Here is a 16679-nt window from a genome sequence, read left to right on the forward strand (position 1 = left end):
CTCACCGATGTGGTGGGAACAAGGGGTGGACGCACATACCGACTAGTCGGCATGATCGGGGGCGACCGATGCTGAAGGAGCGCGCACGATGAGGGAAGAGAATCCGCCCGGGCTCGATCTGGCACGGCTGGCCGCGCACCTGGAACGCGAGCGCCCGGGGCTGGTGCGGGGGCCGCTGAGTGCCGAGGTCGTGCAGGGCGGCAGGTCGAATCTGACCTACCGGGTCACCGACGGACGAGGCCGGTGGGTGGTGCGGCGGCCGCCGCTCGGGCACGTACTGGCCACCGCGCACGACATGGGCCGGGAACACCGCGTCATCAGCGCGCTGCGCGAGACCCCCGTCCCGGTCCCGCGGACCGAACTGCTGTGCCAGGACCCGGAGGTGATCGGCGCACCGTTCTATGTGATGGAGCACGTCGAGGGCACCCCGTACCGCACGGCCGAACAGCTCGCACCGCTCGGCGCTGAGCGCACCCGCCAGGTCGTGCTGGCGCTGCCCGAGACACTGGTGGCGCTGCACGCCGTCGAACCCGAAGCGGTCGGACTGGGCGACTTCGGCCGCCCCGAGGGCTTCCTGGAACGGCAGCTGCGGCGCTGGAACAAGCAGCTGGAGGCGTCCCGCAGCCGCGACCTCGCCGGAATCGACGAGCTGCGCGCGGGGCTCGGCGAGAGACTGCCCGACTCGCCCCGGCCCACTGTCGTCCACGGTGACTTCCGCCTCGACAACGTGCTGGTCGGCGCCGACGACAAGGTGGCCGCGGTGCTGGACTGGGAGATGTCCACGCTCGGCGACCCGCTGACGGACCTCGGGCTGCTGGCGATGTACAGCGAGCGCCAGGAGGTGCCCGACTCACCTGTCAGCACCACCAGCGGGGCCCCGGGCCACCCTTCGGCGGCCGAGCTGATCGAGAGGTACGCCGAGCTGTCCGGACGCGATGTCTCCCGGGTCCACTGGTACACCGCGTTCGCCTACTTCAAGCTCGCCGTGATCCTGGAGGGCATCCACTACCGCTTCACGCTCGGCCAGACCGTCGGCGCGGGCTTCGACCGGATCGGCGAGCTGGTGCCGGTCTTCATCGACAACGGACTCACCACCTTGCGGAAGGGCTGAGCAGCACATGGACTTCGCATACGACGCGCGCACCGAGGAGCTCAGCGAGCGGCTGCTCGCCTTCATGGACGAGCACGTGTACCCGGCCGAGCAGGTCGCCGAGGAACAGCGCGCCGCGCAGGACTCCCCCTGGGCCACCGTGCCGGTCCAGGAGGAACTCAAGGCCACGGCGCGGAAGCTGGGGCTGTGGAACCTCTTCTTTGTGGACCAGCACAGCCTGCCCGATAAGCGGTACGGTGCCGGGCTCACCAACCTCCAGTACGCGCCGCTGGCGGAGATCACAGGGCGCAGCCCGCAGCTCGCGCCGACCGCGCTCAACTGCGCGGCCCCGGACACCGGGAACATGGAGCTGCTGGCCCAGTTCGGTTCCGCCGAGCAGAAGAAGCGGTGGCTGGAGCCGCTGCTCGCGGACGAGATCCGCTCAGCCTTCGCGATGACGGAGCCCCAGGTCGCCTCCTCGGACGCCACCAACATCGCCACCCGCATCCGGCGGGAGGGCGACACCTATGTCATCTCGGGCCGCAAGTGGTACATCTCCGGGGCCATGCACCCGGACTGCGAGATCTTCATCGTCATGGGCAAGACCGACCCGGACGGCGAGGACACGCGCCGCCAGCAGTCCATGGTGCTCGTGCCGCGCGACACGCCCGGCGTCGAGGTGCGCCGTGCGATGTCCGTCTACGGCTATGAGGACCACTACCACGGCGGCCACGCCGAGGTGTTCTTCCACGACGTACGCGTCCCCGTCGCCAACCTCGTCGGCGAGGAGGGCGGCGGCTTCGCCATCGCCCAGGCCCGGCTCGGCCCCGGCCGTATCCACCACTGCATGCGGCTGATCGGGATGGCCGAGCGGGCCATCGAGCTGATGTGCCGGCGTGCGGTGGACCGTACGGCATTCGGCAAGCCGCTGGCCCGGCAGGGCGTGGTGCACGAGTGGATCGCCGACGCGCGAGTGCAGGTGGAGCAGCTGCGGCTGCTGGTGCTGAAGACGGCGTGGCTGATGGACACGGTCGGCAACCGGGGTGCGCACACCGAGATCCAGGCCATCAAGATCGCCACCCCGCGTGCGGTGGTTCGCATCATCGATGACGCGATCCAGTTGCACGGCGCCGGTGGGGTCTCGCAGGACTTCCCCCTCGCGCACCTGTGGGCCTCAGCGCGGACGCTGCGCTTGGCCGACGGCCCCGATGAGGTCCACCAGCGCTCCCTCGCCCGCCGCGAACTGAAGCGGTACGCCTAAGGGTTGCTCCGGCGCATCGTGCGTACCCCGTCAGGGGCGCGCGGAACTGCGCGACAAGCCACGACGCAAGCCGCAGCCCGCAACGAACGGACCGGGGCAGGACAGGGGTACTACTCCCGCGCCCCGACACCCCCGTGTCGCCGTATGGGCCGGCGCCCCGGCGGCGGCGCCGGCTCATCGCGCGGCGGCGGCCTCCGCACCCGGAAGGACCGGGCTTCACCGGCCGTGACCGTGAACGGCTGCCCACAGTGGCACAGCTCGAGCGGCTCGCCCTCCAGCAGCGTGTACGTCGCCTGCGTACCGCTGATCTCCACCCGTAGCCGCCGCCCCAGCACCTGTACCCGGAAGGCCAGCCGGGTGAGCTGGTCGGGCAGCAGCGGGGAGAAGTCGAGGCCGCCGTGCCGCAGCCGCATCCCGCCGAACCCGGCGACCAGCGCGATCCACGCGCCGGCCAGCGAGGCGATGTGCAGCCCGTCACGCGTGTTGCTCTCCAGGTCCTCCAGGTCCATCAGCGCCGCCTCGCCCACATAGTCGTACGCGAGCCGCAGATGGCCGACCTCGGCGGCCATCACGGCCTGGCAGCACGCCGAGAGGGAGGAGTCGCGGACGGTCATCTGCTCGTAGTAGGCGAAGTTGCGTGCCTTCTCCTCCGCGTCGAAGGCGTCGCCGCGCTTGTAGAGGGCGAGCACCAGGTCGGCCTGCTTGATGACCTGCTTGCGGTACAGGTCGAAGTAGGGGAAGTGCAGCATCAGCGGATAGTGGTCGGGACGGGTGGCGGCGAAGTCCCACATCTGGTGCCCGGTGAAGCCGGCCGACTGCTCGTGCACCCCCAGCGTCTCGTTGACCGGTATGGCCACAGCTTCGGCCGCGTCCCGCCAGGCCGCCGCCTCCTCGTCGTCCACGCCCTGCGCGGCGGCCTGCTCGGGGTAGCGCTCCACCGCGTCGGCGGCGGCGCGCAGATTCTGCTGCGCCATCAGATTGGTGTAGAGGTTGTCGTCGGCGACGGCGCTGTACTCGTCGGGGCCTGTCACCCCGTCGAAGTGGAAGGTGCCGTGGTGGTCGTGGTGGCCCAGTGAGTGCCACAGCCGGGCGGTCTCGACCAGGATCTCCACCGCCGTCTCGCGCTCGAACTCGGTGTCGCCGGTGGCCTGCACATACCGGATGACAGCGTCGGCGATGTCCGCGTTGACGTGGAAGGCGGCGGTCCCGGCCGGCCAGTAGGCGGAACACTCGCTTCCGTCGATCGTCCGCCAGGGGAAGGCCGCGCCGCGCAGGCCCAGCTGGCGTGCCCTCTCGCGCGCCGGAGCCAGCGTCTCCTGCCGCCATCGCAGGGCCTCGGCCACCGAGTCAGGTGAGGTGTAGGTGAGCACCGGCAGGACGAACTGCTCGCTGTCCCAGAACGAATGGCCGTCGTAGCCGGAGCCGGTGAGCCCCTTGGAGGGGATGGCGCGCTTCTCAGCACGCGCGCCCGCCTGCAGCACGTGGAAGAGCGCGAAGCGCACCGCCTGCTGGATCTCCGCGTCGCCGTCCACCTCCACATCGGCGCGCGCCCAGAAGCTGTCCAGGAATTCCCGCTGCTGGTCGACCAGTCCCTGCCAGCCCTTGTTGCGGGCACCGGCCAGGGCCGCGTCGACCTGGTCACGTACGGCGGGCAGCGAACGGACGCCGGACCAGCCGTAGGAGACCAGCTTCTCCACCCGCAGCGGTTCGCCGGGCCGCAGCTCGGAGGTGACGGTGAGCCGGGCGACGTTCTCCCCGCTCTCGCTGGAGGTGCTGGTCGACTCGGGGCCGTGCACGGTGTGGTCGGCCGCGGCGCCGACCCGCAGCCCGCTGCGGTCGGTGCGGTGCACCAGGCGCAGCCGCATGTCGGAGGCGAAGTCCTCCTCCGGCAGCAGCACGTTCTCCAGCGCGGCGGCGACCCGCGGGTCCTCCCCGCTCTTCTGCGGCAGTTGTTCGTTCGCGACGAGCTCGGACTGCACGACCACCCGCGCGTCGGTGTCCAGGGGCTCCACTTCGAAGGCGACGGCGGCGATGGCGCGCTGGCTGAAGGAGACCAGCCGGGTGGAGGTCACCCGTACGGTGCAGCCGGCCGGTGAGCTCCACTCGCAGACCCGGCGCAGCAGCCCGGTGCGCAGGTCCAGTACGCGCTCGTGGAAGCGGAGTTTGCCGTAGCGGACGTCGAACGGCTCATCGTCCACGAGCAGGCGCATGATCTTGCCGTTGGTGACGTTGATGACGGTCTGTCCGGACTCCGGATAGCCGTAGCCGGCCTCCGCGTACGGCAGGGGGCGCAGCTCGTGCACCCCGTTGAGGTAGGTGCCCGGCAGGCCGTGCGGCTCGCCTTCGTCGAGGTTGCCGCGCCAGCCGATGTGGCCGTTGGAGAGGGCGAAGACGGACTCGCTCTGCGGCAGCACATCGAGGTTGAGCGTGCTCTCGCGCAGCGACCAGGGCTGGACGGCGTAGGACGAGTGGCTGATCACGGGCGCTCCTCCTGTCCCGGCACCTGCTGCTTCTGCCGCACCTGCCGGGCCTGCTGCGCGGCGCCGTCTTCGAGAAGTTCCCGCAGGTCCTGGACGACCGCGTCGGCGCCGTGTGCGCGCAGCGCGTCGGCCTGTCCGGTCCGGTCGATGCCGACGACGTACCCGAAGTGGCCGGAGCGTCCGGCGTCCATTCCGGCCAGCGCGTCCTCGAAGACCGCCGACTCGCCCGCCTCGACGCCCAGTTCCCGCGCGGCGGCGAGGAAGGTGTCGGGACGCGGCTTGCCGGGCAGGCCGCGCTCCCTGGCCACGATGCCGTCGATCCGCACGTCGAACCGGTCCTCGATGCCGACCGATGCGAGGATGTCGCGGCAGTTGGCGCTGGAGGAGACCACGGCCGTGTACAGCCCGGCCTCCCGTACCGCGCGCAGATAGCGCAGTGAGCCGTCGTACGCCTCGACTCCGTCCGTGCGGATCTTCTCCAGCAGCAGCTCGTTCTTCCGGTTGCCCAGCCCGTTGACGGTCTCCGCGCCGGGCGGGTCGTCGGGGGTGCCCTCGGGCAGCCGGATGTCGCGCGCGGCGAGGAAGGTGCGGACCCCGTCGGCACGCGGTCGCCCGTCCACATACGCGTCGTACTCCGCCACCGGGTCGAACGGGCGGAAGCCGGGGCCGTCCCTGCCGCGCAGATAGGCGTCGAACATCTCCTTCCAGGCGGCGGCGTGTACGACGGCCGTCCTGGTGAGGACGCCATCGAGATCGAACAGACATGCGCGGATGCTGTCCGGCAGACCGAGGTTCGTCATGCGTGCCGGGTCCCCCGGCCGTCCGCTCGCCATGCCTGCCCCCGCGTTTTGCCGCCCGGCTGGGCGCCTGTTCCGGTGCGGGGTGCCCCTGTCCGTCGTTCGTGGGCTGCGGGGCGGCTACCCCTGGCGCAACGGCACCTCCCACACGATGTGGGTGCCGTCACCCGGGCCCGGCACCGAGGACAGCGTCAGCGTGCCGCCGAGCAACTCGGCACGCGACCGCATGTTGGCGAGCCCTCCCGCGTGCCGGCCGGTCCGGCGTTGCGCCGTGTCGCCGAGCCCCACGCCGTCGTCGGTGACTGTCAGGACGATCGTCTTGCCGACGTGCAGCGCCACATCCGCCCGGTGAGCGCGCGCGTGCCGCACGATGTTGCTCAGCGCCTCGGCCAGCACCGCGCTCACCTCTTCTGCCACCTCGGCCGGTACGTCCGTGTCGACCGGCCCCTCCATCCGCAGCGAGGGCAGGAAGCCGAGCCGGTCGGCCGCGTCGCTGACGGCCTTCGCCAGGGTTCTGCGCAGGCTGGGGCCGGACTGCGCGCCCTTTCCCGAGGTGCGCAGGGCGAAGATGGTGGAGCGGATGATCTTGATGGTCTCGTCCAGGTCGTCCACGGCGCGGTTCACCCGCTCCGCCGCCTCCGGCCGGTCGATGAGGCGCCCCGCGCTCTGCAGCGTCATCCCGGTGGCGAACAGCCGCTGGATGGCCAGGTCGTGCAGGTCGCGGGCGATCCGGTCGCGCTCGTGCAACAGTGCCAACTGCTCGGACTCGGCACGGTGCTGGGCCATCTCCAGCGCGAGGGCCGCCTGCGCGGCGAAATCCTTGAGCAGCCATACCTCGGTTTCGTCGAACGGCGGACGGCCCTTGAGCCGGCTCAGCCGCAGCGCGCCGGGCGCGTCCTGCTGCGCCAGCAGCGGTACGGCCACGACGGGGCCGTGCTCCACCTCCCCGTCCGGGAACGCGTGAGTACGCGGGTCGCTGGAGATGTCCGCCGTCACGGCCGACTCGCCGGTACGGGCCGCGAGCCCGGAGAGCGTGTCGTCGTAGGGCACGACCACTCCCGTCTGCTCCTCGGCCAGGTCGCCGACCGCCACCACGACCCGCAGCGCCTCGGCGTCGCCCTCGGTGTCCGGCAGCATCACACACGAGGTGTCGGACTGCGCGACCTCCAGGGCCCGCTGCGCGATCAGCCGCAGCACCTCGTTGGACGTCGCGCCGCTCAGCAGCAGTCGGGTGATCTCGCCCAGCGCCTCCAGCCACTGCTCGCGGCGCCGGCTCTCCGCGTACAGCCGGGCGTTGTCGACGGCGACGCCCGCGGCGACGGCCAGGGTGGTGACGACGGCCTCGTCGTCGGCGTCGAAGCGCGCGCCTCCGCGCTTCTGGGTCAGATACAGGTTGCCGAAGACCTCGTCGCGCACCCGTACGGGCACGCCCAGGAACGTGCGCATCCGCGGATGGTGTTCGGGGAAGCCCTGGCTGGCCGGATGTTCGCTCAGATCGGTGAGCCGTAACGGCCGTGGATCGCGGATCAGTTCACCGAGCATGCCGTGTCCCGAGGGCAGCGGTCCGATGCGTGCGGCCCGCTCGGGCGAGATGCCCACGGGCAGGAACGTGGCCAGCCGCTGCCCGTCCCCGATGACGCCCAGCGCCCCGTACTCGGCGTTGGTCAGCGCCAGCGCCGCCTCCACGATGCGGCGCAGCACCTGGGACAGATCCAGCTCCCGCCCGACGCTGAGCACCGCCTCCAGGAGACTGTGCATCCGGTCCTGGGTGAGGCGCGCGGCATCCAGCCGGGTCTGGAGCTCGTGCAGCAGTTCGTCCAGTCGGGAGTGCGGCAGTTCCTCGCGGTACTCGGCCTCGGTCCGGCCCCCGTCGCCGTCGCGGCCCGGGCTCTGGCCCGCTCGCCGGTCCGGATGCCGCTGCCCCGCTCTGGCAGCCTCTGCCATGCGCACCTCCGCAGGCCGTACTTCCTCCAGGCCCCCGCACGAACCCCGGAACCGGCAGTCTACGGCCGAACAGGCGACAAATCTGCGGTCGTTCCCGGCTCGGCCTCGGAGCTCTCGGACTCGGATCCGCTGCTCGTACCGCTGTTCCCCGTCCGGCTGTTCCCGCTCCCGCGGCGGGAGGGCCGCGGCCGGTCCATCTCACGCCACTCCGGTCGCAATCCGGTCAGGTTCGTGGTGAGGAAGTACCCCGCGCCGCACGCCAGCAGTACCGGCACCAGCCCGAAAGAGGCGACCGCCGCACCGGCCAGGAGGCCGCCGAGGGGGATACCGGCCCACGCCAGCGAGTCCCCCAGCGCGTTGACCCGGCCCCGCAACTCGCCGGGCACCCGCTCGAAGTTGAGCGCCCCCAGGATCGGGTTGAGGAAGCCGGCCCCGAAGCCGCCGAGCGCGAAGACCCCCAGCACCGCCCACAGCGGCACGTCCACGGCCAGGATCAGGAACCGGGGCGCGCCCGCAAGCAGGAACCCGGCGAAGAAGACGGCACGGCGGCGCATCCGGTGCCCGATCGCGGCGGCCACCAGACTGCCCGCGACCGCCGCGATCCCCAGCGCGCTGTTGGCCAGTCCGATCGCGGCCGGGCCGTTCCCCGACTCCCGGGCCCATACGGGCAGCAGCAGCGTGGCGAAGGCGGCGTCCAGCAGATTGGTGACCCCGACCATCGCGATCACCGTCAGCAGCAGCGGGTCACCGCGCAGGAAGCGGAAGCCCGCGGCCAGGCGCCGCCAGTAGCCGGCCGGTTCCGCGGCCGCTGTGCCGGGGCCGTCCTCCGGGCCGCTGGTCCTGCGGCGCGGAGCCAGCACGACGATGACGGCAGAACCCGACGCGAAACAGCAGGCGATGGCGAACAGCGCGGCCTGCGCGCCGAGCAGGGCCACCACGGCGCCGCCGGCCGCCGGGCCCACCGTGGAGGCGAGCCGCTCGGTCACCCCGGCCAGCCCCGCTGCCCGCTCCAGTGGCACCCGGGCGCGCTCCGCGGCTTCCGGGACCATGATCTCTTTCGACAGGTCGCCGGGCCCGCGGGCCGCTCCGATCACGGCGACGAGGAGCAGCAGCAGCCAGAAGGAGAGCACGTCCACCAGGTGCAGCAGACCCACGGTGGCCACCGCCGCCGCGCTGGCCACATCGGTGAGCCAGGAGACCGTACGCGGCCCCGCCCGGTCCACCAGCGGCCCGGTGAAGGCTTTGACCAGTACGTACGGGGCCATCTCGCACAGGACCACCAGTCCCGTCCGGGCTGTGCTGCCGGTGGTGACGAGGACGAACCAGGGGAGAGCGACGGCCGAGATACGGGTGCCGGTCAACGACACGGCCATCGCCGCCAGCACGCCCGCCAGCGGCCGTCGGCTCCGCTCGGTCATACCGGAACCCTAGACCGCCCCCGTTGAGCAGGACCGAACGGCCCCTACTCTTCCGGCCACCGGTGGCGCAGGCTGGAAGCCGCCCGTCCCGAGGAGGTCCAGTGCCGGGTTCCGACAGCCCGGGCGGCGAGTCCGTCCATCCCACAGCCCCTGTCCGGGTCTTCCTGCTCGACGATCACGAGGTGGTGCGCAGAGGGCTGCGCGATCTGCTGGAGGCGGAGCCGGACCTGCAGGTCGTCGGCGAGGCGGGCGGCGCGGAGGAGGCGCTGGCCCGGGTACCGGCGGTGCGCCCCGACGTCGCGGTGCTCGATGTCAGGCTGGGCGGCGCCGAGCCGGACGGTGACCACGCGGGCATCGAGGTCTGCCGCGAACTGCGGACCGGGATGCCCGACCTGGTCTGCCTGATCCTGACGTCCTTCGACGACGACGAGGCGATGGTGGACGCGGTCATGGCAGGGGCCGCCGGCTATGTGCTCAAGCAGATCAGGGGCGCTGACCTGGTCAGCGCCATCCGGACGGTCGCGGCCGGCATCCCGCTGCTCGACCCGGAGACGCGGGAGCGGGTCATGGCGCGGGTGCGGGCCCGCGAGAACCGGGCGGCCCCGCCGGAGCTCGCCCGGCTCACGCCCCGCGAGCGGGAGGTGCTCGCGCTGATCGGGGAGGGGCTGACCAACCGGCAGATCGGCGAGCGGCTGTTCCTCGCGGAGAAGACGGTGAAGAACCGGATCTCCGCCATCCTCGCCAAGCTGGGCGTGGGCCGCCGCGTCCAGGCGGCCGTCATCGCGGAGCGCCTGCGCGAGACCTGAACGCCCTGTCAGGAGCGCGGGGGTGGCGCCTGAGGCGCGGCTCCGCTTTGCACACCGCGGAGCCGGTCCAGCTCGCGCCGGTCGCGCTTCGTGGGGCGCCCGGCCCCCCGCTCGCGGCGGGCGACAACAGGGACCTCCACCGGTGACGGTGGCGGCGGGCTGTTGTCCTGATAGCACTCGACGGCGACCGGGGCGCCCACCCGCTTCTTGATCAGCCGCTTGACGATCACGATGCGCTCCCGCCCCGCCTGGCGCACCCGCACCTCGTCGCCCACCCGGAGGGCGTGTGCGGCCTTCACCCGCTCGCCGTTGACCTTGACGTGTCCACCGCGGGCCGCGGTCGCCGCCTGGGAGCGCGTCTTTGCCAGCCGTACGGACCAGATCCAGCTGTCGACCCGTACCGACCCCTCGTCTGCCGTCATGGTCCCGACCTTAGGCGAGCGGGGCTGCGAGTGTGCCCCGATCGGTCTCCTGGGCGGCTCGTCACTCGGCGAAGAAACCCCGCGAGGGCGACAATGGGGACATATGAACGCCTCACCTGTGGAGCGCGACCCCGCAGCCGCCGCGGCAGTCCCGGAGCGGGCGCTCCAGGAGCTGAACCAGGTGGCGATGCGCACGGTGGCGCGTGCCCGGCACCGAGCCCGCGTCCGGATCGCCGAGGCGAACCCCGCGCACCCCCCGCACCCCGCACGCACCGGCCCCTCCCGGGACCGGTCGGGCCGGCCGACGACCGGGCCGTTCGCCTACGACGGCGCGGAGACCGCACCGCCCAGCGATGTGGCGGTACTGCCCGGACTGCCGTCCTGGATGCCGGCTGTGCTGGGCGTGCTGCGGGGCAGCTCGACGCTGCTGCGCCCCGAGTACGCCCCGGACGGCACGGTCTGCGACTTCATCGTCGTCGGCGCCAACCATTTCGAGCTGAGCGGGGTCGAACGCGGCTCCTACGACTTCCTCGGCAAACGGCTGTCCGAGACCAGGCCGGGCGTCCGCACCAGCGGGATGTACGACGTCTACCGCGCGGCCCTGGCCAGCGGCGGCCCGGTCTCCGGCGACACCATCGACTACGTCGACATCATCGACGGTGTCCTGCAGCGCGCCCGGCTGCGCGGCACCGTGACCCTGCTGCCGGACGAGGGGCTGCTGCTGACGAACTGGGAGCCGATCGGCGAGGCCAGGCTCAGCCGCCGTATCCAGGAGCGGGGCCGCCTCGGATGGGCGGAGTGGGACCTGGTCACCGGCCGGATGCGCTGGTCACGGGGGATGCGCGAGCTGCTGGGCCTCGTCGCGCCGCCGCCGGAGGGGTACTCGGCGGAGGAGAGCCACGAGCTGGTGGGCGCAGCGCGCTCGGTGACCTCGGCCAAGGAGGTCGCCACCGACCTGTTCACCGTGGGGCGGATGGTCGACGTGGCGGACCTGCCCGCGTTCGTCGACGACCTGCGCACTCTGCTGGCCGGCGGCGAGGTCCCCGACCGGGAGCTGACCGTGCACGTGGGGGAGGCCACCCGCCGCGTGCGCTGGCTCGGTCACGCCCAGCCGGAAGGCGCCGAGGTTCCCGAGTCCGTGCTGTTCGCGGCGCGGAACGTCAGCGGCCAGGAGGAGCAGCTGCGCCGGGCGTTGAGCGAGACCGAGCGGCTGCGCGAGGAGGCGGCCGCCGAGCACCGCGTCTCCGAGACCTTCCGCAAGGCGCTCACCCCGCCACTGGGCGTGCTCACCCCGCGGTGGCTGTCGGTCAGCGCCGCCTATGTGCCGTCCGACTCCGGGGTCGGCGGCGACTGGTACAAGTGCCGGGAGCTGCCCGACGGCCGGGTGCTGCTGGCCGTCGGTGACGCCTCGGGGCACGGCGTGGACGCGGCGCACCGTGCTGTGCAGCAGCGCTCCGCGCTGGCCGGGCTCGCCTACGCGGACCAGGACGCGGCCGAGCTGACCATGGCACTGGGGGAGGTCGTCTACTACGGCGGACTGGACACCACCGCGACCTGCGTGGTGGGGCATCTGCACCCCGACTCCCGCGTCTTCCGCTGGGCGAGCGCCGGGCACCCCGCGCCGGTCCTGGTGCGGGACGGCGTACCGCGGCTGCTGGAGGCCGAGCACGGCCTGATGCTGGGCGTCACGGCCCACACGGCGTACCAGATCAACGAAACCCAGCTGCGCGCCGGTGACCTGCTGCTCTGCTACACGGACGGGGTCATCGAACGCCGTGGCAAGGACCTGGACGAGGGGGTCGAGGCGCTGCTGGCGGCGGCAGGGGAGTGCGCGGCGCGCGGCAGGTCGGCCCAAGTGGCCACGGACTGCCTGGTCGCCAGCCTGCTGAGCGACGAGGCGGAGGACGACGCGACCGTCCTCGCCCTGTACCTGTCCTGATGTCGATCGCCTGGGCCGTCCGTTGCCCGGGCCCCGCGCCTCAGCGCGGGTCGGCCTTGCCGCGTTCGTAGCGGCGGAGCCTGCGGTAGCCGGTCAGTTCGCCGTCCGGGTCCAGGGTCATCTCGTACGAGCCGAGCATGCTGACGCTGTCCGGGATGCGGCGCAGCTCGACGACCTCGACGTGCAGCGTCCAGCTTCCGTCCTCGCCTCTGGCCACGGACGAGACCGACTCCGACTCCAGACCGGTGAGCTCCTCGATGGCCTCCCGCGCGGAGCGCAGGATCTGTGCGGTGCCGGGGGCCTTGGGCTCGACGGCGGGCGTCTTGTCGTCACTCACGCGCGATCCTCCTCCTCGTCCTTCCCCGTCCTTCCCCATTGCTGTGGGAGACCGGGTGCCCGCCGCACGCCGAGTGAACCGGCCGGAGCCGGGTACCTGGGACGAAGTGGAAGAGCGGCCCGCTCAGTCGCCCGCGGAATCAGTCCTCGCCGCGGAAGATGTGGGACTCGGGGTCCCGGTCGCCGGACGTGGCGTGCGGCCCGTAGCCCATGGGGCCGTCGCGTACCGTCCGTGAGACGTTCACCGTCGTGCTGGATTCCAGGGTCGTCTCGTCACGGGTGGTCGACTGGTCCTGCTGCACGTGAGATCACCTCCGTTGTCGGCTCACGCTGGCGGGTCCCCAGCCTCCCAGGGGCGAAACGGCGACCGGGAGGTAACGGTCGCCGTGGCCGGAAGCGGACCAAGGAGGGGCGATGGCGCACCATCCGGACCTGCTCGAACTACTCACGGACGAGCGCGCGGAGACCGAGCGCCTCGTCGCCGCCTACGAGGCGGCCCGCGACCCGGAGCGCCGCGCCGCCCTCGCCGCGGAACTGGCCGCCGGCCTGGAGCGGCACGCCCTCGCCGAGGGGCACGCGCTGTACCCCGCCGTCCGCCGGGTGCTCCCCGACGGCGACCGGCTCGTCGCCGCGGCTCGGCGGCGCTGGGAGGACACGGCCGCGACCGTGCGGGAGCTGCGGGCCGCCGAGCCGGACTCGGCCACCGCGCGGCACCGGATGAGCGCCCTGCTCGACCAGGTGCGCGAACACGCCGCACGCGAGCAGGACGAGGTCTTCGCCCCGCTGCGGGAACGACTCGGGCGCCGGGAGCTGCGAGCACTGGGCGCCGAGGCGGCCCGCCGGCTGACGGACGGCTGACCGGCGGGGACGGGTGAGGGGCCGGGCGGAAGACGGGCCGGGTGACCGGCCGGGGACGAGCGGCTCCGGGCCGCCGCGGGTTTGGCCCCGGGCGCGGAGGCTACCCGTTCCGGGCCGCACGGGAGCTTCCCGTGAAGCCAAGCCACAAGCGGCGCCAGAAGAAGCGAAGGAGGCTCTGCCTCATGACTGTCGCTCCGGCACAGCAACAAGGCGGCGGAACCGGCAATCTCTACGACGTACTGGAACTCGTCCTCGACCGCGGTCTGGTCATCGACGCGTTCGTGCGGGTGTCCCTCGTCGGCATCGAGATCCTCAAGATCGACGTCCGGGTCGTCGTCGCGAGTGTCGACACCTATCTGAAGTTCGCCGAGGCGTGCAACCGCCTCGACCTGGAGTCGGGCCGCAACAAGAGCCCCGGCCTGCCCGATGTGGTGGGCCAGGTCACCGAGTCCGGTGCTCAGGCAAAGACCAAGGGGGCGCTCAGCGGCGCGGCGCAGACCGTGTCCGACGCGTTCCAGCAGGCGCGTGACGAGTCACAGGAGAGCGGCACGCGCAGGCGGACCGCCCCCCGCAAGAAGGAGGAGCGGGAGTGAGCACCTACGTCTACGGCATCACCCGGACCCCGGCACCACCCCTGCGCGACGGGCTGACCGGGGTGGGCGACCCGCCGCGCCCGGTGCGGGTGCTCCAGCGGGACGGCCTGGTGGCGGTGGTCAGCGACGCGCCCGCCGACCTGCGGCCCAAGCGCCGTGAACTGCTCGCGCACCAGCAGGTTCTCGCGCAGGTGAACGCCGAGCGCGTGGTGCTTCCGATGCGCTTCGGCAGCGTCTCGGACGACGACAGCACGGTCGGCGAGGTGCTGGTGGAGCGCGCCGAGCACTTCCTGGAACGCCTCGACACGCTCGAGGGCAAGGTCGAGTACAACATCAAGGCCAGCCACGACCAGGAGGCCGTGCTGCACATCGTGCTGGCCGAGCAGCCGGAGCTGCGCGCCGAGAGCGAGGCCAACCGTGCTGCTGGCGGCGGGAGTTACGAGCAGAAGCTGGCGCTGGGCGAGAAGGTGGCCCGCGCCGTCAAGGCCCGCGAGCCCGTGGATGCGGCCCTGCTGCGCCGCGCGCTGGAGCCGCTGGCCGCCGAGGTGAGCGAGGGCCCGCAGAGCGCGGGCTGGCTGACGAACCTCTCCGTCCTGGTGGAACGGGAGGCGGCCGACGAACTGCTCGCCGCGGTCGAGGAGCTGGACACCTCGGCGCCGCAGCTGGAACTGAAGGTGAACGGGCCGCTGCCGCCCTACAGCTTCGTGGAGAAGACCGACGCCTCGGCCGACCCGGCCGCGGGTGCACGCACCGCACCGGCGGCCGGCTGACGGGGCGACAGCGGCCGGGAGGTCCGTATGGGGCTGATCAGCGAACTGCTGCTGCCCGCGGCCCCGCTGCGCGGCACCGCCTGGGTGCTGCGCCAGGTGCAGGCCGAGGCGGAGCGCCAGTACCGCGACCCCGCCACCGTCCAGCGCGAGCTCGCGGAGGCGGAGCGGCAGTTGCTCGCCGGCGAGATCGACGAAGACGAGTTCGACCGCCGCGAGGACGAGCTCCTCGCGCGGCTGGAGAACAGGAACCCATGGACATGAACAACAGATTGACGACGGCGCTGGCCGTCGGCGGGGGATATCTCCTCGGCCGGACGAAGAAGGCCAAGTTCGCCTTGGGCGTCGCCACGATGGTGATGGGCAAACGGATGCAGGTGAGCCCTCAGTCCGTCGCCCGCTTCGCCACCGAACAACTGGCCAGGAACCCGCAGTTCAAACAGCTGGGCGACCAACTGCGCACCGATCTGCGCGGTGCGGGCAGGGCCGCGACCGGCGCCCTGGTCAACCGCCAGGTCAACGCGCTGGCCGACCGGCTGCACGAGCGTACCCTCGACGTACGTGATCAGCTCGCCGGCGTCGGGGAATACGCCGAGGGCACGGCGCGGGACGCCGCTTCCACCGTTGCGGACACCACCGAGGGGAGCGGGACCGAGGCGGACGACCAGAGCGCATCCGATGCGCCGGGCGCCCGCGCCTCGAACGCAGCCGACAAGAGCGCCGGCTCGGCGCGCAGGGCCACTGGCACCGCGAAGAAGACTCCGGCCAAGCGGCCCGCCAAGAAGCGGACGGCGAGCCGGGCACCCGCGAAGCAGGCCGCATCGTCCTCCTCGGCGGCCTCGGGCCGCTCCCGGCCGGCGAAGCGGACCGGCACCGGTACCGAGTCCACCGCGAAGTCCTCCCCTACGAGGGCGCAGAGCAGCGGTGCGAAGGGAGGCCGGAGCCGTGGCTGAGACGCGGACGGACAACGGTGGCGGCACACTGCCCGGCGGTCTCGACCCCGAGGCGACGGACCGGCTGAAGTCGGTGGCACGTGACTTCGCCATGGCCGAGGCGGAGAGGCTGCTCGCCGGGCTGGGCCGCAAGCTCGGCCAGGCGACCGGGAAACTCAACGATGTGGCGGAGGGCAACAGCCCCGGCTTCGCCGAGCTGGTTCGCGAGGGCGTACGGAAGACAACCGAGGGCAAGGGCCCCCTGCGTACCGCGTTGGAGGTCGGCGGCGGCCGGCTCAAGGACAAGGCCGTCGAGGGCGTCAAGGGCATGTTCGGCGGCGCGGGCAAGCAGCGGAAGGGGAGCGGCGGCCAGAAGCCCGTCGTGATCCTGGAGTACGTCGATGTGGGCGTGCCCGTCTCCGACGCGTACAACCAGTGGACACAGCTTCAGGACTTCAGCTCCTTCACCAAGGGCGTGCAGGACGTCACGGTTGCCGACGACACCACCTCCGACTGGAAGGCGAAGATCTTCTGGTCCAGCCGGAGCTGGAAGGCGACCACCACCGAGCAGATTCCGGATCAGCGCATCGCCTGGACGTCGGAAGGTGCCAAGGGCAGCACCAAGGGAGTGGTGACGTTCCATGAGCTCACCGAGCGACTCACCCGCGTCGTGCTGCTGATCGAGTACTACCCCAAGGGGTTGTTCGAGAAGACCGGCAACATCTGGCGCGCCCAGGGCCGCAGGGCACGGCTCGACCTCAAGCACTATGTGCGCCACATCTCCATGAAGGGCGAGGCGGACGAGGGCTGGCGCGGGGAGATCCGCGACGGCGAGGTCGTCGTCACCCACGAGGACGCGGTCGCCGAAGAGGAGCGAACCGCCGAGGAGGACGCGGAGGACTACGACGAGGTCGACGCCGAGGCCCCTGAGGACGACTACGGGGACGAGTACGTCGACGAGTACGTCGACGAGCCGGAAGAGTACGAGGAAGAGCCTGAGGAGGACTACGCGACGGCGGGTGAGCGCCGATGAGTA

Annotated in this window: 17 protein-coding genes; 10 read left to right on the forward strand and 7 right to left on the reverse strand. The window is 72.1% G+C overall.

Features of this window, described 5'->3' with window-relative positions:
- Positions 1-88 precede the first annotated feature (88 nt).
- Positions 89-1111 (forward strand): phosphotransferase family protein, encoded by a 1023-nt coding sequence (locus JW592_RS08905; RefSeq protein ID WP_209264397.1) that lies wholly within the window; start codon positions 89-91, stop codon positions 1109-1111.
- A 7-nt stretch (positions 1112-1118) separates the two neighbouring features.
- Complete coding sequence (locus tag JW592_RS08910) at positions 1119-2351, forward strand: acyl-CoA dehydrogenase family protein (RefSeq protein ID WP_209264398.1); 1233 nt, start codon at positions 1119-1121, stop codon at positions 2349-2351.
- 110 nt (positions 2352-2461) lie between these two features.
- Here JW592_RS08910 and JW592_RS08915 read toward each other — a convergent pair whose 3' ends face one another.
- From JW592_RS08915 to JW592_RS08930, 4 genes are all read right to left on the reverse strand, one after another.
- Positions 2462-4831, reverse strand: a complete 2370-nt coding sequence (locus tag JW592_RS08915; RefSeq protein WP_209264399.1) for a glycoside hydrolase family 65 protein — start codon at positions 4829-4831, stop codon at positions 2462-2464.
- Positions 4828-5631: an HAD family hydrolase gene (locus JW592_RS08920; protein ID WP_209264400.1), complete on the reverse strand. Its 804-nt coding sequence runs from the start codon at positions 5629-5631 to the stop codon at positions 4828-4830. Before JW592_RS08920 ends, JW592_RS08915 begins: the two co-directional genes overlap by 4 nt.
- Positions 5632-5748: 117 nt before the next feature.
- Positions 5749-7572, reverse strand: coding sequence for a GAF domain-containing sensor histidine kinase (locus JW592_RS08925; RefSeq protein ID WP_209264401.1), 1824 nt, complete (start codon positions 7570-7572; stop codon positions 5749-5751).
- Between the two features lie 59 nt (positions 7573-7631).
- Positions 7632-8990 carry an MFS transporter gene (locus JW592_RS08930; RefSeq protein ID WP_209264402.1) on the reverse strand — a complete coding sequence of 453 codons (1359 nt, stop codon included), beginning with the start codon at positions 8988-8990 and terminating at the stop codon, positions 7632-7634.
- 101 nt (positions 8991-9091) lie between these two features.
- On the opposite strand from JW592_RS08930, the gene JW592_RS08935 reads away from it, so the two are divergent.
- On the forward strand, positions 9092-9796 hold the full coding sequence (locus JW592_RS08935; RefSeq protein WP_209264403.1) for a response regulator: 705 nt from the start codon (positions 9092-9094) through the stop codon (positions 9794-9796).
- An 8-nt stretch (positions 9797-9804) separates the two neighbouring features.
- On the opposite strand, the gene JW592_RS08940 is transcribed toward JW592_RS08935, so the two are convergent.
- A complete protein-coding gene (locus JW592_RS08940) occupies positions 9805-10218 on the reverse strand; it encodes an RNA-binding S4 domain-containing protein (RefSeq protein WP_209264404.1) in 414 nt (137 codons plus the stop codon).
- Positions 10219-10321: 103 nt separating this feature from the next.
- Between JW592_RS08940 and JW592_RS08945 the strand changes: the two genes are divergently transcribed.
- A complete protein-coding gene (locus JW592_RS08945) occupies positions 10322-12157 on the forward strand; it encodes a PP2C family protein-serine/threonine phosphatase (RefSeq protein ID WP_209264405.1) in 1836 nt (611 codons plus the stop codon).
- Between the two features lie 40 nt (positions 12158-12197).
- Here JW592_RS08945 and JW592_RS08950 read toward each other — a convergent pair whose 3' ends face one another.
- Positions 12198-12494 carry a gas vesicle protein GvpO gene (locus JW592_RS08950; RefSeq protein WP_307805346.1) on the reverse strand — a complete coding sequence of 99 codons (297 nt, stop codon included), beginning with the start codon at positions 12492-12494 and terminating at the stop codon, positions 12198-12200.
- A gap of 139 nt (positions 12495-12633) precedes the next feature.
- Complete coding sequence (locus JW592_RS08955; protein ID WP_209264407.1) at positions 12634-12795, reverse strand: hypothetical protein; 162 nt, start codon at positions 12793-12795, stop codon at positions 12634-12636.
- A gap of 112 nt (positions 12796-12907) precedes the next feature.
- Between JW592_RS08955 and JW592_RS08960 the strand changes: the two genes are divergently transcribed.
- The 6 genes from JW592_RS08960 (at position 12908) to JW592_RS08985 (ending at position 16676) form a co-directional block, all read left to right on the forward strand.
- Positions 12908-13351, forward strand: a complete 444-nt coding sequence (locus JW592_RS08960; RefSeq protein WP_209264408.1) for a hemerythrin domain-containing protein — start codon at positions 12908-12910, stop codon at positions 13349-13351.
- A 182-nt stretch (positions 13352-13533) separates the two neighbouring features.
- Entirely contained in the window at positions 13534-13944 is a 411-nt protein-coding gene (locus JW592_RS08965) for a gas vesicle structural protein GvpA (protein ID WP_209264409.1), read from the forward strand.
- Positions 13941-14714, forward strand: a complete 774-nt coding sequence (locus JW592_RS08970; protein WP_209264410.1) for a GvpL/GvpF family gas vesicle protein — start codon at positions 13941-13943, stop codon at positions 14712-14714. Before JW592_RS08965 ends, JW592_RS08970 begins: the two co-directional genes overlap by 4 nt.
- Positions 14715-14741: 27 nt before the next feature.
- The gene (locus JW592_RS08975; RefSeq protein ID WP_209264411.1) at positions 14742-14975 is read left to right on the forward strand and encodes a gas vesicle protein GvpG; all 234 of its coding nucleotides are present in this window, start codon (positions 14742-14744) and stop codon (positions 14973-14975) included.
- Positions 14972-15664, forward strand: coding sequence for a DNA primase (locus JW592_RS08980; protein WP_209264412.1), 693 nt, complete (start codon positions 14972-14974; stop codon positions 15662-15664). The genes JW592_RS08975 and JW592_RS08980 overlap by 4 nt, the downstream gene beginning before the upstream one ends.
- A complete protein-coding gene (locus JW592_RS08985; RefSeq protein WP_307805347.1) occupies positions 15657-16676 on the forward strand; it encodes an SRPBCC family protein in 1020 nt (339 codons plus the stop codon). The genes JW592_RS08980 and JW592_RS08985 overlap by 8 nt, the downstream gene beginning before the upstream one ends.
- Positions 16677-16679 lie beyond the last annotated feature (3 nt).

Origin of the sequence: Streptomyces spirodelae, assembly GCF_017676385.1 — a bacterium.
Lineage (GTDB): Bacteria > Actinomycetota > Actinomycetes > Streptomycetales > Streptomycetaceae > Streptomyces > Streptomyces spirodelae.